The organism is Lysinibacillus sp. NPDC097195 (assembly GCF_044762075.1).
GTDB lineage: Bacteria > Bacillota > Bacilli > Bacillales_A > Planococcaceae > Lysinibacillus.
Map to the genome: position 1 here is coordinate 20,176 of NZ_JBIWDP010000010.1, position 14,244 is coordinate 34,419.

General features: G+C 38.7%; 14 protein-coding genes and 3 tRNA genes. 14 read left to right on the forward strand and 3 right to left on the reverse strand.

Features of this window, described 5'->3' with window-relative positions:
- Window positions 1–12: 12 nt before the first annotated feature.
- From ACIQXI_RS21375 to ACIQXI_RS21440, 14 genes are all read left to right on the forward strand, one after another.
- Window positions 13–972, forward strand: coding sequence for a ribose-phosphate diphosphokinase (locus ACIQXI_RS21375; protein WP_340821447.1), 960 nt, complete (start codon window positions 13–15; stop codon window positions 970–972).
- A 371-nt stretch (window positions 973–1,343) separates the two neighbouring features.
- Complete coding sequence (locus ACIQXI_RS21380; protein ID WP_402928462.1) at window positions 1,344–1,937, forward strand: 50S ribosomal protein L25/general stress protein Ctc; 594 nt, start codon at window positions 1,344–1,346, stop codon at window positions 1,935–1,937.
- Window positions 1,938–2,134: 197 nt separating this feature from the next.
- Window positions 2,135–2,698, forward strand: a complete 564-nt coding sequence (gene pth / locus ACIQXI_RS21385; RefSeq protein WP_402928464.1) for an aminoacyl-tRNA hydrolase — start codon at window positions 2,135–2,137, stop codon at window positions 2,696–2,698.
- Between the two features lie 60 nt (window positions 2,699–2,758).
- Window positions 2,759–2,986 (forward strand): anti-sigma-F factor Fin, encoded by a 228-nt coding sequence (locus ACIQXI_RS21390; protein ID WP_402928504.1) that lies wholly within the window; start codon window positions 2,759–2,761, stop codon window positions 2,984–2,986.
- A gap of 239 nt (window positions 2,987–3,225) precedes the next feature.
- The gene (gene mfd / locus ACIQXI_RS21395; protein WP_402928467.1) at window positions 3,226–6,738 is read left to right on the forward strand and encodes a transcription-repair coupling factor; all 3,513 of its coding nucleotides are present in this window, start codon (window positions 3,226–3,228) and stop codon (window positions 6,736–6,738) included.
- 187 nt (window positions 6,739–6,925) lie between these two features.
- A complete protein-coding gene (gene spoVT, locus ACIQXI_RS21400) occupies window positions 6,926–7,462 on the forward strand; it encodes a stage V sporulation protein T (protein ID WP_024362596.1) in 537 nt (178 codons plus the stop codon).
- 162 nt (window positions 7,463–7,624) lie between these two features.
- Window positions 7,625–9,244 (forward strand): putative polysaccharide biosynthesis protein, encoded by a 1,620-nt coding sequence (locus ACIQXI_RS21405; protein WP_402928468.1) that lies wholly within the window; start codon window positions 7,625–7,627, stop codon window positions 9,242–9,244.
- Window positions 9,245–9,253: 9 nt separating this feature from the next.
- Entirely contained in the window at window positions 9,254–10,714 is a 1,461-nt protein-coding gene (gene yabN, locus ACIQXI_RS21410; protein WP_402928470.1) for a bifunctional methyltransferase/pyrophosphohydrolase YabN, read from the forward strand.
- A 4-nt stretch (window positions 10,715–10,718) separates the two neighbouring features.
- On the forward strand, window positions 10,719–11,009 hold the full coding sequence (locus ACIQXI_RS21415) for an RNA-binding S4 domain-containing protein (protein WP_402928472.1): 291 nt from the start codon (window positions 10,719–10,721) through the stop codon (window positions 11,007–11,009).
- A gap of 133 nt (window positions 11,010–11,142) precedes the next feature.
- Window positions 11,143–11,442 carry a sporulation protein YabP gene (yabP, locus tag ACIQXI_RS21420; RefSeq protein ID WP_004229167.1) on the forward strand — a complete coding sequence of 100 codons (300 nt, stop codon included), beginning with the start codon at window positions 11,143–11,145 and terminating at the stop codon, window positions 11,440–11,442.
- Complete coding sequence (yabQ, locus tag ACIQXI_RS21425) at window positions 11,439–11,930, forward strand: spore cortex biosynthesis protein YabQ (RefSeq protein ID WP_402928473.1); 492 nt, start codon at window positions 11,439–11,441, stop codon at window positions 11,928–11,930. The genes yabP and yabQ overlap by 4 nt, the downstream gene beginning before the upstream one ends.
- A gap of 16 nt (window positions 11,931–11,946) precedes the next feature.
- Window positions 11,947–12,351, forward strand: coding sequence for an FtsB family cell division protein (locus ACIQXI_RS21430; protein WP_402928474.1), 405 nt, complete (start codon window positions 11,947–11,949; stop codon window positions 12,349–12,351).
- 134 nt (window positions 12,352–12,485) lie between these two features.
- Window positions 12,486–12,914, forward strand: coding sequence for a S1 domain-containing RNA-binding protein (locus ACIQXI_RS21435; RefSeq protein WP_219363866.1), 429 nt, complete (start codon window positions 12,486–12,488; stop codon window positions 12,912–12,914).
- A 281-nt stretch (window positions 12,915–13,195) separates the two neighbouring features.
- Window positions 13,196–13,642: a hypothetical protein gene (locus tag ACIQXI_RS21440; RefSeq protein WP_402928475.1), complete on the forward strand. Its 447-nt coding sequence runs from the start codon at window positions 13,196–13,198 to the stop codon at window positions 13,640–13,642.
- Here ACIQXI_RS21440 and ACIQXI_RS21445 read toward each other — a convergent pair.
- From ACIQXI_RS21445 to ACIQXI_RS21455, 3 genes are all read right to left on the reverse strand, one after another.
- Window positions 13,640–13,711: transfer RNA gene (locus ACIQXI_RS21445), tRNA-Glu, on the reverse strand. The two genes, ACIQXI_RS21440 and ACIQXI_RS21445, sit on opposite strands and share 3 nt — an antisense overlap.
- Before the next feature lie 4 nt (window positions 13,712–13,715).
- Window positions 13,716–13,792 (reverse strand) — tRNA-Met (locus ACIQXI_RS21450).
- 10 nt (window positions 13,793–13,802) lie between these two features.
- Window positions 13,803–13,877: transfer RNA gene (locus ACIQXI_RS21455), tRNA-Gly, on the reverse strand.
- Window positions 13,878–14,244: the final 367 nt, after the last annotated feature.

The window sequence follows — 14,244 nt, forward strand, 5'->3', positions numbered from 1 at the left end:
CAGGAGGCCATCATGCCGTATCAATATGCAAACTCACAATTAAAAATATTTTCACTCAATTCTAATAACCCACTTGCCCAAGAAATTGCGCAAGAAATGGGCGTTGAATTAGGGAAATCTTCAGTTAAGCACTTTAGCGATGGAGAGATTCAAATTAGCATTGAAGAAAGTATTCGTGGTTGTGACGTGTTTATCGTGCAATCAACTTCTGCACCTGTAAACGAACATTTAATGGAGCTTTTAATTATGGTAGATGCTGTAAAACGTGCATCTGCTCGTACAGTTAACGTTGTAATGCCTTATTATGGTTATGCTCGTCAAGACCGTAAAGCAAAAGCGCGTGAGCCAATTACAGCTAAATTAGTGGCAAACCTACTTGAAACGGCTGGTGCAACACGTGTGATCGTTTTAGACTTACACGCACCTCAAATCCAAGGTTTCTTCGATATTTTAATCGACCACTTAATGGCGGTACCTTTACTTTCAGATTACTTCAAATCTAAAGGTATCCCTTCAGAAGAAATCGTAATTGTTTCACCTGACCACGGTGGTGTAACACGTGCGCGTAAAATGGCAGAACGTCTAAAAGCACCGATTGCAATTATTGACAAACGTCGTCCAAAACCAAATGTTGCAGAAGTGATGAACATCGTTGGTAATGTTGACGGTAAAGTGGCAATCTTGATTGATGATATTATCGATACTGCTGGTACAATTACTATTGGCGCGGACGCATTACGTGCGGCTGGTGCAAAAGAAGTATATGCTTGCTGTTCTCACCCAGTACTTTCTGGTCCAGCAATCGAGCGTATTGAAAACTCTGCGATTAAAGAATTAGTCGTGACAAATACAATTCAGCTTTCTGAAGAGAAAAAATCACCAAAAATTACTGAGCTTTCTGTAGCGAAGTTAATGGCAGATGCAATTTCTCGCGTATATGAAAACAAATCAGTAAGTACTTTATTTGATTAATTTTTATTTGAATAATATTTTTATAAAAGTATTGTGAAGGAAAAAACGTCTACGTTTCATTGCATGAGAGACGGCTAAGGGACGTCCGACGATACGATTTATGAAATGAATGAAACATATTTGTAATGAGCGAAATATGTGACAAAAAAAGGACAAATCTACGTTTGTGAGTAGATTTGTCTTTTTTATATAGCTGTTAAGTGTGAATATTCAAAACAAGGGGTATAATAGTAGTGTTAGTGCTTAATATTTACGTTTATTATACCAATGAGCTGTAAATATTATAAAAGCTCTTCGCAGATTTCATAGATTTTATAAAAGGATTTCTGTGGAAGATATAAATCATTTTCTTGGAAGGGGAAGGTATAGATATGAGTACAGTGTTAAGTGTAAATAAGCGCGAAACTGGGCATCGTTCGACATTAACCCAACTTAGAAAAGGGGGAGCCATTCCTGCTGTTATTTATGGCTACAAACTAGATTCAACCCCAGTTTCTATTTCAGCGAAAGAATTTAGACAGTTCGTTCAAAAAAATGGACGTAACGGTGTTATTCCGGTGGAGTTAGATGGTGAAAGGGTAAATGTTGTTGTTTCAGAAGTACAAAAGTGTGCGCTGAAAGATGAAGTGAATCATGTGGATTTATTAGCAATTAATATGTCCGAAACGTTAGAAGTAGATGTAGCAGTAACACTTACTGGCGAATCTGTTGGTGTAAGTGAAGGCGGTATTTTAATGCAGCCGAATTTAGAAGTTAAAATAAAAGTTAAACCTACCGATATTCCAGATTCACTAGAACTTGATATTACAAAACTAGCAATTGGCGAATCGATTATGGTAGCGGATATACGCGATCAAGTTGATTTTGAAATTGTTAATGAAGATGACCATATTATCGCAACGATTTTAGCGCCAATTGCCTCAGTAGACGAGCAAGAAGAAGCGGAAGAAAGCGTTGAATCATAAGGTTAAATAGATGCTAGAAGGGAAAGCTATCGAGGAAGTCGTAACAGACCGACTTGATAGCTTTTTTTGCGCTAAAAATAACGATGGTCCAAAATGGCGAAGAATTTTTTCGTGCATAAAGTGGATTGAACGAAATGTTTTCTTAGAGCGCAGTATGGTAAAATAATGACTATTAGATTGAAAGAAGTGAGGTACTTATGAAAATTATCGTTGGTTTAGGAAATCCAGGTAAACCTTATGAGCATACGAGACATAATATTGGTTTTGATGTTATAGATGCATTAGCTAAAAAGTGGGATGCGCCATTAACAAATTCAAAGTTTAATGGCATGTATGCCACTGTACATCGTCCAGAAGGAAAGGTTCTACTTGTTAAGCCGTTAACATATATGAATTTATCAGGAGAATGTGTTAGACCTCTCATGGACTATTTTGATGTTGATGTAAAAGATTTAATTGTGATTTATGATGATTTAGATTTAGAAACTGGCAAATTACGCTTGCGTCAAAAAGGCAGTGCTGGTGGACATAATGGCATTAAATCGTTAATTCAGCATTTAGGAACACAGGAATTCAATCGTATTCGTATTGGCGTAAGTCGACCACCTGCTGGTATGAAGGTAGCGGATTATGTGCTATCGAAGTTTTCAAAAGAAGAAGATGTGGTCATGGCAGATGCTGTTCATAAAAGTGTAAATGCAATAGAAGCGTCTCTTTCCAAACCATTTCTTGACGTGATGAACCATTTTAATGGTGCATAATCTTTTTCCAAAATGTCTATACTTTAAGTAGAAAGTTGCTTAAAGGAGGATGATTTGGAGATGTCAATTCGCTATCGATGTAGGCATTGTGAAGTAGAAATAGGAACACTACCATTTGATGCAGATGATACAATTCGAAAGTTGCATACTTTTGAATTAGGTGAGGCAGATGATTATGTTGAAAAGGATCAACATGGGCAAACGACTGTACACTGCATTTGTGAGCAATGTGAGGATTCGCTTAGACAATATCCAGATTATCACGCACTCAATAAATGGATACAATAATTGGAAAGATGCTTTGGCGCACTTTGTGTGCGTCCAAAGCTTTTTCCGTTTAAATTTTTTAAAGTAGTAGCTAGTTTATACTCGGTAAGTATTTGCTGAACCGAGAGTGAAATGGCTAGGACAATTACACAAAGGTGAACTTGATAATTAGACAATTGAAATGTGAAAGAATGTACTAGATTGATAGTATGAAGCACATTGAATAATTACAATTTTCGCGCTGAAAGGAGCTTTTGACTGTGGAAGTTTTACGACAGCTTGTGTCGCAGGACAAACATATCACTTCATTTTTACAGGAGATTCAGAGCGGCAATACAGCATCTCAGCTTATTACAGGTTTAACAGGGAGCGCACGACCAATACTGGTTGATGCGTTATTTGACCGTGTACAAAAACCTATTTATATTGTGTCACCGAATTTATTACAGGCACAAAAGATGGCGGATGAGCTTGTCGGGTTGTTAGGTGAGGAACATGTTCACTATTACCCAGCAGATGAGTTTATTGCGGCAGACTTATCAGTTGCCTCTCCAGAGCTTCGAGCAGAGCGCATCGCAACGCTGGATTGCCTAGCGAGAGGTGAAAAAGCTGTTTACATCATTCCAGTTGCTGGTTTACGAAAAATGATGGCCCCGAAAGAGCATTGGGTACATTATTTTTTACAAACGGCAGTAGGTGAGGAAGTACAAATAGAGGAATGGTTACAAACGCTTGTTGCGATGGGGTATGTTCGTAACTCGATGGTAACGACACCTGGCGAATTTGCGTTACGTGGAGGTATTTTAGATATTTACCCTCCGTACTTAGAGGCTCCAATTCGTATTGAGCTATTTGATACAGAAGTAGACTCGATTCGTACATTTTCTGCAGATGATCAGCGTTCAATAGATAAATTGCAAAAGGTTCGTATTTTGCCGGCTTCAGAAGTCATTTTGACGAAAGAAGAACGACTGGCCTTGGCAGGTCGTTTAGAAACAGCGCTGGCAACTAGCTTGAAAAAGGTTAAGAAGCAAGAAACGAAGGAACTGCTTTACCAACATATTCAATATGATATTGAATTGCTGCAACAAGGGAATCTTCCTGACTTTGTTAACAAATATGGCTCGTTGTTATATGATAAAACGGCTTTTTTAGGTGATTATTTTGCACAGGATGGCATCATATTATTTGATGAGCTAGGACGCATTCAAGAAGTGATGGATGCGTGGGAACGTGAAGAGGAAGAATGGTTTTTATCACTGATTGAGGAAGGGAAAATGGTTCATGATGTGAAGCCAGCGTTTTCTCTCAAAGAAATTTTGGCAATGCTTTTACAGCAGAAGCTATATTTCTCATTATTTTCACGTACGTTTTCAGGCATTACCTTTAATAAGACGACTAATTTTTCATGTAAGCCGATGCAGCAATTCCATGGACAAATGGCGTTATTACAAAGTGAAGTGGAACGATGGCAGCTTGGTAAATTTACAGTGCTTATTGTAGCCAGGGATCAACAGCGCGTGAAGCGTGTACAGCAAATGCTCGAGGAGTATGACATCCATACAACAATCGGAGAACCGACTGAAGTTGGTCTTTATATTGTGGAAGGCGGCTTATCAAGCGGCTTTGAATTACCTTTACAACGTTTGGCGGTTGTAACAGAGGATGAATTATTTAAACAGCAAGCAAAGAAAAAATCGCGGCCTCAAAAAATGACCAATGCAGAGCGCATTAAAAGCTATACAGAAATTAAACCTGGTGACTATGTCGTGCATGTGCACCATGGGATTGGGAAATATATCGGTGTAGAAACTTTGGTGGTCAATGGAACGCATAAGGATTACTTACATATACGCTATCGCGCGGACGATAAGTTATATGTACCAGTGGAGCAAATTGATTTAATTCAAAAATATGTGGCATCTGAAGATCGCGAACCGAAGCTACATAAACTAGGCGGAGCAGAGTGGAAAAAAGCAAAAGCGAAAGTATCCTCTGCCGTACAAGATATTGCTGATGATTTAATAAAGCTATATGCCAAGCGTGAAGCGGAAAAAGGGCATGCTTTTGCACCCGATAATGACGATCAACGTAATTTTGAAGCGTCGTTCCCTTATGAAGAAACAGAAGATCAGTTACGCTCGATAGTTGAAGTAAAGCGTGATATGGAGCGCGAACGACCGATGGATCGCCTAGTATGTGGTGACGTAGGCTATGGTAAAACAGAGGTGGCTATTCGTGCTGCCTTTAAAGCGATTCAAGATGGCAAGCAAGTTGCCTTTTTAGTACCGACGACTATTTTAGCCCAACAACACTACGAAACCATTCAAGAGCGCTTCCAAGACTACGCTATTAATGTCGGCTTACTATCTCGTTTCCGTACGAAAAAAGAACAGACTGCCACATTAAAAGGCTTAAAAGAGGGGCAAGTTGATATTGTTATAGGGACACATCGAATTTTATCTAAAGATTTAACGTTCCAAGATCTTGGCCTACTCATTGTCGATGAAGAACAGCGTTTTGGTGTAACACATAAGGAAAAAATTAAGCAACTGAAAACGAATGTGGACGTGTTAACGTTAACCGCTACGCCGATTCCAAGAACATTGCATATGTCTATGGTAGGTGTGCGTGATTTATCGGTTATTGAAACGCCACCTGCCAACCGTTTCCCAGTACAAACGTATGTTATGGAACATAGTGGCGCACTAGTACGCGAAGCAATTGAGCGCGAAATGGCGCGTGGTGGCCAAGTATTCTACTTATATAATCGAGTAGAGGACATGGCGCGTAAAGTGGAAGAGATTCAAATGCTTGTTCCTGAAGCGCGTATTGGACATGCACACGGGAAAATGACGGAATCACAATTAGAATCGGTTATTTTAGCTTTTATAGATGGGGATTACGACGTCCTTGTAACGACTACAATTATCGAGACAGGTGTAGATATTCCTAATGTGAATACGCTAATTGTTCATGATGCAGATCGAATGGGTTTAGCGCAGCTGTATCAATTACGAGGTCGTGTTGGTCGATCAAATCGAGTTGCCTACGCCTACTTTATGTATCAGCGGGATAAAGTGCTTACAGATGTAGCAGAGCAACGACTACAAGCTATTAAAGAATTCACAGAGCTTGGATCTGGTTTTAAAATTGCAATGCGTGATTTATCAATTCGTGGAGCCGGGAATTTATTAGGCGCACAGCAACATGGCTTTATCGATTCAGTCGGCTTTGATTTATACTCGCAAATGCTGGAAGAGGCCATTGCGGAGCGACAAACAGGCGTGAAAAAAGAAGAAAAACCAGAAATCGAAATTTTATTGAATGTCGATGCCTATATTCCTGATGCGTATATTCCAGACGGATACCAAAAAATTCAAATGTATAAGCGCATAAAAGCGATGGACCAAGTCGATGAATACGAAGAAATTATGGAAGAACTACAAGACCGTTTTGGCGATTTACCGATTGAAACAGAACGTTTACTGCGCATTGCGCGGATGAAGGTATGGGGCTTGGAAATGGGCGTTACTTCTATTAAAGAAAAGCAAAAGGTTATTTCTATTTTGCTATCGGAAGAAGGGACGGCAAAAGTAGATGGCAGTAAAATTGTATCGGAGACGATGAAATTTGAGCGAGCGGTTGGCTTCGGTATGGATAATAAACAATTGATATTAACAATTGATGAGCGAAAATGCAATAAATACCATCATTTTGATATTTTAGAAGAAATAATGCAGATTATTGCAAATTCGAAAAAAAATATGTGAAAAAAGGCTGAACTTGTTGACAAATTACCAAGTTCAGCCTTATTGTATGAAAAGACAAATTTTTATCAAAAAAATTAATGTTGGATTCATAATCCTTTTCGTTCATTTTTTGCATAGATTGTCTCAAGAAAAACCATACTGTGGTTGTAGAAAAATTTTAATGAATACGAAAGCGAGGCAGTTTAGCATGAAAGCAACAGGAATTGTTCGTCGTATAGATGATTTAGGACGTGTGGTAATACCGAAGGAAATTCGTAGAACGCTACGTATTCGCGAAGGTGACCCGTTAGAAATTTATACGGACCGTGAAGGTGAAATCATTTTGAAAAAGTATTCTCCAATCAATGATTTAGGAGAATTTGCACGTGAATACGTGGAAACATTGTATGAAACGCTTGGCACTCCAGCGTTTGTGACAGACCGAGACGAAGTAATCGCTGTTGCAGGAATTGGCAAAAAAGAGTACATTAATCGCCGCATTACATCTTTTGCGGAAGGTTTTATGGACGAGCGTTCAACAAAAATCGAGAAAATGGAAACAACAATTGAAATTGTACCTGGACAATATGAGCAAGTGAAATCGTATTGTGCAACACCAATCATGGTGAATGGTGATCCGATTGGTTGTATCATTGTTCTATCAAAAGTACATTTTGTTGGTGAAGTAGAAGTAAAAGTAGTGGAAACAGCTGCTAATTTCTTATCAAAACAAATGAATAATTAATGCACATCGAAAGTTATTGTCATGACTCTTTTTAGGGTAAACAATAACTTTTTTTGTTTACATAATGCTGTACATATAGCAAAGACGGTGTTAACGTGAGCGTCACACTTTTCAGGTATGCTATACTATTGGCATTGTTAAATGAAGGAAAGAGGACAATGTATGTCGGAACGATTTGGTATGAAAAGTTACATGAAGGGTGCGGCATTACTTACTATTGCAGCTCTTATTGTGAAGATTTTAAGCGCAATTTATCGTGTGCCTTTTCAAAATCTTGTTGGTGATGAAGGTTTTTATATTTACCAGCAAGTATATCCGGTAATATCCATTTTTGTTGTGTGGACATCAAGTGGTTTTGCGGTAGCTATTTCAAAAATGCTGGCAGATAATGATTGTGTAGTCGATGAGGGAGAACGTACGCAGAAACGACGAAGTATTATGCGCATTATTTTCCGCTACTTAACGATGCTGTCGTTCGTATTTTTTGTTGTACTATTTGCCGGAGCAGATAGTCTGGCAAAAATGATGGGTGATGCGAATCTTGCTCCTTTACTACGTACAGGATCTTTTATTGTATTGGTAATGCCAGCGCTTGCTATTTTTAAAGGTGGCTTTCAATCGAGAGGTATTATGGAGCCTATTGCTTATGCCCAGGTGCTTGAGCAAACAGTAAGAGTGTCTGTTATTTTGGCTGGTACTTTTATTATTATGGCCACCACAAAATCTCTATACGGGGCCGGTCAGATGGCGATTATCGGGACGGTTATTGGAGAAATTACGGGTTTGTTATTAATAGCGTATCTCTTTAGAAAACGTTTCGGTTCATTTATCGGTAAACAACAACAACGAATAGCGAGTTTCCCTGTGTTAAAAGAGGTGACGTTGCTCAGTTTAAGTGTTAGCATGAGCAGTTTGCTATTGCTTGGCTATCAGCTTGTCGATTCTTTTACCATCTATTCGATCCTTATTGATAGCGGAATAGATCAGACTTTAGCTAAGGAAACAAAGGGTATTTATGATCGAGGACAACCATTAGTACAGCTAGGGGTGGTCATTGCATCCTCCTTATCCCTTGCCATAGTGCCTCTTGTTGCACATATGTCTAATAAGCCAAATGGACGCAGTGCAATGCCGTTTATACAGCTTACATATAGAGCTTCTGTATTATTTGGCTGGGCAGCTTCACTCGGATTAATCCTCGTCATGCCTTATATAAATGCTATGTTATTTAAAACAGATGCACTATCCGAAGTGCTGATGTTATATGTTTTACAAATTGTACCGTTATCTATTATTTTGACTTTTACAGCCATTTTGCAAGGTTATGGGAAATTAAAAATGCCAGCGCTATTTTTAGCTATAGGTTTTTTACTAAAAGTAGTATTAAATGTGTGGTCAATTGGACCGTTAGGGGTGTTAGGTGCTGCCATTGCTAATAATGTGGGGCTTCTATGCACAGCTATAGCACTCGTTTTATATTTGAAAAAAATAACGGGCATCCAGTTGGCGCCTGCTAGCTTTTATCGAAAACTAGGCATTTCATCAGTATGTATGGCTGTGGTCGTCATGCTATGGCTACAATTTACCCCATCTTTATTAAATGGCTTATTATCGGAACGGTTGGTTGCGGTGGTCGCAGGCTTTAGTGCGGTTTGTGTTGGTGCAATTGTGATGATTACGAGCATTGCAAAGCTACGCGTACTGGCAGAAAAAGAATGGTATCTACTGCCTTTTGGGCGTAGAATGGCGGTTTATCAACTATGGTTAAATAGAAAGAAGTAGGTGGAGTTTTTGAATACATTAACAATAATTGGCCTTGGCGCTGGTGATTTTGATCAGTTACAAATGGGCGTTTATAAAAAATTAAAAGCAGCAAAAAAACTATTTGTTCGGACGATTGATCATCCGGTATTAGAAGAGCTAGCTAACGAAGGTTTACAGTATGAAAGCTTTGATGCTGTATATGAAAAACATGGTACATTCCAGCCAGTGTATGAAGAAATTGCACAACGCTTAATCGAAGCAACTGATTCGGAGGATGTGATGTATGCAGTACCTGGTCATCCGCTCGTTGCAGAGCAAACGGTGCAACTACTCATTCAAGCGGCGGAAGAAAATAAGGTCAATTTAGTAATCGAAGGTGGACAAAGCTTTTTAGATCCTATTTTTGGGGCGTTAAAAATCGACCCAATTGAAGGTTTTCAATTACTAGATGGTACAAGCTTTTCGATGCACGATATTAATATGCGACAGCACATTTTAATCGCACAAGTATATGATACATTTAGTGCATCGGAAGTGAAGCTGACGTTAATGGAGAAATATGATGATGAATATCCAGTAACAGTTGTTACAGCGGCAGGTTCTTCACAAGAGAAGCTTGTAACCGTACCTTTGTATGAACTCGATCAGAGCGTTGAAGTAAATAATTTAACAACCGTTTACGTGCCTCCGGTAAAATCGCAAGAGGAAGCGTTACGTGATTGGACAACTTTCCGCCAAATCATAGCTACGCTACGAGGGCCAGATGGTTGCCCATGGGATCAAAAACAAACGCATGAATCATTAAAGAAATATTTGTTAGAAGAAGCACACGAATATTTGGCTGCTGTCGATGCAGAAGATGATTTTGCGATGATTGAAGAGCTTGGGGATGTGTTATTACAAGTATTTTTAAATGCGCAAATCGGAGAAGATCAAGGCTACTTTACGTTAGAGGATGTTTTGGCTTCTGTTAGTGAAAAAATGATTCGCCGTCATCCGCATGTGTTTGGCGATGTTTCAGTGGAAGATGCAGACGGTGTGATAGCTAATTGGGAAGCGATTAAGGCTGAGGAGAAAGGTAATAGTGATAAGCCCTTATTAGAAGCGGAGTATCGTGCGTCCTCTGCGCTACAAACGGCGTTCAACTATCAAAACAGGGCTGCAAAAGTTGGCTTTGAATGGCCTGATGTAGAAGGCGCGTGGGATAAGTTTGCAGAGGAGTGGCAGGAATTCCGTCATGAAGTGGCGAAAGGTTCTAACAAGACCCAACTCGATGAATTTGGCGATGTATTATTTACGCTCATTAATTTAGCGCGCTTTTACAAGATATCACCTGAAGAAGCAATGGTACATGCAAATGAAAAATTTGCAAGACGTTTTGGCTATGTTGAAGCGAAGGTGAAGGCTAGCGGTAAGTCATTTTCGAATTATAAACTAGAACAATTAGATGCTTTTTGGGATGAAGCTAAACAGCTAGAAAAGGAGTAATAAAATGCGATTAGATAAATATTTAAAAGTTTCACGTTTAATTAAACGACGTACATTAGCAAAAGAAGTAGCTGATCAAGGTCGAATTACCATTAATGATAAAGTAGCAAAGGCTAGTAGTAGTGTGAAGGCTGGTGACGTACTAGCTATTCGTTTTGGACAGAAAATTGTCACAGCGCGTGTGGAAGAATTACGCGATACAGTGAAAAAAGAAGATGCAGCGAAGATGTTTACAATATTAAAAGAAGAGCGACTTGAAAAGGTTGAGCCTGAATTTATCGATGACGAAGATTGATTTTATGGCTCTTTAAATAACGATGTGCATTTTTTTCTTAATAAAAGTATGAGAACTTTCATAAAGTTTGTCATGCTTTGAAGGTTGTCCGCATAAAGTGAACAGAAGCTAGGACGACTAAAGGAGGAAAAAAATGACGCTACATCAAGAAAGTAATCGTTACACAATTCCATCTGGAGAGCATATTTTAACGATTCGTAATCGTAAAAGAATGGACATGACTTCTGTAAAATCAATTGAACGCTTTGATCAGGAAGAGTTTTTTATTAAGACGTCCCAAGGGCATTTATTGATTCGTGGAGAGGAACTGCATATCGTTCACTTAGATGTTGACAAAGGGTTATTGACGCTTGAAGGAACTGTAAAAACTTTACAGTACGACGAGGAGGAAAGTGGCTTCTCGAAAGGTTTCCTTCATAAATTGTTTGGATGATTGTTAGCCAGCAATTCATTCAGCTATTAGTCATGGTTGTGAGCGGTATAGCAGTTGGATTTATTATTGATAGTGTAAGGCTCATTGTTTTTTCAACTCCAAAAAGGTCAAGCCTCCGCAAGTGGATGATGATGTTAGAACTTTTAACATGGATTCTACTTGGTGGGTTAACGTATTATTTATTATTTTGGCTAAAAGATGGCGCATGGCGGGCTTATGACCCGCTAGCGCAGATTGCCGGTATTTTTTTATATCAAACCTTTTTTCAATCCTTTTTACGTTTCGTTGCACGCGTAATAGTGAATATAACATGGAGACCGTTTTGGTTTATTGTCCGATTAATAATCGCCATAATTCGACAAATATTACAACTATTTATGAATATTGGGGCATTCGTCTTAAGACCTTTTGTCAAAATTTATTCGTATTTGTCCTACACTTTATTAAAAAAAATTCGATATATCAAGTATAATAAAAGACAACAATAACTTCGGAGGTGCGGGCATGACTAGACGTCATTCATCAAATGATGAACAGCAAAACTACACCAAGCTTGATAATGACTATGTCCGTAGCACGGATAAAGCTATAAATCGTAAAGTGCAATCGCGTAAACGAAAGATGCGCCGTATTGTCTTTTTTGCGATTGTGCCAGTAGTCATTATCGCCTTTCTCATAAATATCCTTGTCCATCAGTCTGAGACGCTAGCAGTAAAAGAAAAGCAAAAACAAGAAGCAACTCAGCATTTGGCGAAGGTAAAAGAAGAGCAGGACTCACTCAATCTTAAAATTAAACAATTAGAAGATGATGAGTATATTGCCAAACTATTACGTAAAGAGTACTTTTTATCTGAAGAAGGTGAGATTATTTTCATCATTCCTGACAAGGAAGATAAAAAAGACAACTGATAAGCTATGTATTGTTGACACACTTTTTTAGTTATATATAATGAAAAGAGAAACTTATTGCAGTAAAAAGTTTGATTAAATTGATTACATGGCTCGAAAGAGTCGCTTAATTTTTAAGGAGGAGCATTTTTTTTATGTCAATTGAAGTAGGCAGCAAGGTACAAGGGAAAGTAACAGGAATCACAAATTTTGGAGCATTCGTTGAGCTGCCAGACGGCAAAACAGGCTTAGTACACATCAGTGAAGTTGCTGACAATTATGTAAAAGATATCAATGAGCATCTAAAAGTTGGAGATGAAGTTGAAGTAAAAGTGATGAATGTTGAAGCGGATGGAAAGATTGGTCTTTCAATCCGTAAAGCAAAGCCTCAAGTTGAGAGACCAGAGCGTCCTCAACGTCCGCGTCGTGACAATCGTTCTAATGATCGTAACGAACGCCATCAGCCGAAGGAAAACTTTGAGCAAAAAATGGCACGTTTCTTAAAAGATAGTGATGAACGTCTAGCAACATTAAAACGTGCTACTGAGTCAAAACGTGGTGGTCGCGGGGCTAGAAGAGGGTAGTTTGCTGACTGTTTTAATCGTAGAAAAAGTGTATTAAATAGAGTGGAGATTAGCTTTTGTTTATAACAAAGGCTAATCTTTTTGTTTTTATTTGCACAATTATTGCTAGTTGTGAAAGACCAGGCGTAAAAAAACGTAATTTCATGTATTTGAAATTACGCAAGCTGGTCGAGCAGAATTTAATTAAAAAACGAACGGTGACCTCTCCCGCTTGAGATGCCTGATGTCACTCATTGCAGAAGTTCATCGGAGTCGTTCCGGCTACAAAGGGAGTGGCTAGAATGGAAATTACCGATTTATTTTCACTCGACAATAGGGGGTGTACCTATAATGTGGAGGAAGGTCCCTTTTTCTTCTTAGGAGCAGATACGGGTTGCTCTGGTGGTGCTTCGGGTATCTTCTCCACAGGATTAGTCACCATTTTTACAAGTAAGTACACACCGTATACGCTTAGTATTAAACCAATTAGTAGTAAAATAAATTGTATTGCTAATGGTAAGTTAATAAGTATCGATATGAGAATGATCATTGAGCCACTCCCACATGTTAAAGCCGCTTTAGTTAATGAACCCAAAGAAGTAAACCTCCTAATAACATGTGCATTTTACAATAAGTATGCCACAATTTTAGGGCATGGTCATATTAAAAGGACCACCACTTCTATATTGCACCATCAAACAACAAAAAAACGTCTCAGAAATGTTTCTGAGACGTTTTTGCAAGTATGACCCCTACGGGATTCGAACCCGTGTTACCGCCGTGAAAGGGCGGTGTCTTAACCGCTTGACCAAGGGGCCGATATGGTGGCGGCCGAGGGGATCGAACCCCCGACCTTACGGGTATGAACCGTACGCTCTAGCCAGCTGAGCTAGGCCGCCAAAATATGATTGGAGCGGAAGACGAGGTTCGAACTCGCGACCCCCACCTTGGCAAGGTGGTGTTCTACCACTGAACTACTTCCGCATGTCTTTTTTTAAGGACAAGTTAAATAATACAATCCATTGCGTATAGTGTCAACACCTTTATGAAAAAAGTTTAATAAAAATCTTATAAAAATGAAAAAACCTTTTTTGGCGTTATATAAAAGGACATGCTTCGTATTCAAATGAACATGTAAATAGACGTAAACTCCATAAAATACTGTTAATAGTGGAATATTGCGAAAACTAATCATGGTCATTTGCACCGGAGCCCACTTTTTTTAGTAGTTACTGACATTTATCGTATTTATGCATATGTATTCGTCGAAATGTTTATATTTTTTTTTGCCATCGTCAGACAATCTTTCCACACATAATTTCTTATAATAACGAAAAAGTGTAGAAAGGGG

Coding starts and splice junctions, on each gene's coding strand:
- ACIQXI_RS21380 (WP_402928462.1), top strand. CDS start 1,344: ATGAGTACAGTGTTAAGTGTAAATAAGCGCGAAACTGGGCATCGTTCG.
- spoVT (WP_024362596.1), top strand. CDS start 6,926: ATGAAAGCAACAGGAATTGTTCGTCGTATAGATGATTTAGGACGTGTG.
- ACIQXI_RS21430 (WP_402928474.1), top strand. CDS start 11,947: ATGACTAGACGTCATTCATCAAATGATGAACAGCAAAACTACACCAAG.
- ACIQXI_RS21440 (WP_402928475.1), top strand. CDS start 13,196: ATGGAAATTACCGATTTATTTTCACTCGACAATAGGGGGTGTACCTAT.
- pth (WP_402928464.1), top strand. CDS start 2,135: ATGAAAATTATCGTTGGTTTAGGAAATCCAGGTAAACCTTATGAGCAT.
- ACIQXI_RS21405 (WP_402928468.1), top strand. CDS start 7,625: ATGTCGGAACGATTTGGTATGAAAAGTTACATGAAGGGTGCGGCATTA.
- yabQ (WP_402928473.1), top strand. CDS start 11,439: ATGATTGTTAGCCAGCAATTCATTCAGCTATTAGTCATGGTTGTGAGC.
- ACIQXI_RS21435 (WP_219363866.1), top strand. CDS start 12,486: ATGTCAATTGAAGTAGGCAGCAAGGTACAAGGGAAAGTAACAGGAATC.
- ACIQXI_RS21375 (WP_340821447.1), top strand. CDS start 13: ATGCCGTATCAATATGCAAACTCACAATTAAAAATATTTTCACTCAAT.
- yabP (WP_004229167.1), top strand. CDS start 11,143: ATGACGCTACATCAAGAAAGTAATCGTTACACAATTCCATCTGGAGAG.
- ACIQXI_RS21390 (WP_402928504.1), top strand. CDS start 2,759: ATGTCAATTCGCTATCGATGTAGGCATTGTGAAGTAGAAATAGGAACA.
- ACIQXI_RS21415 (WP_402928472.1), top strand. CDS start 10,719: ATGCGATTAGATAAATATTTAAAAGTTTCACGTTTAATTAAACGACGT.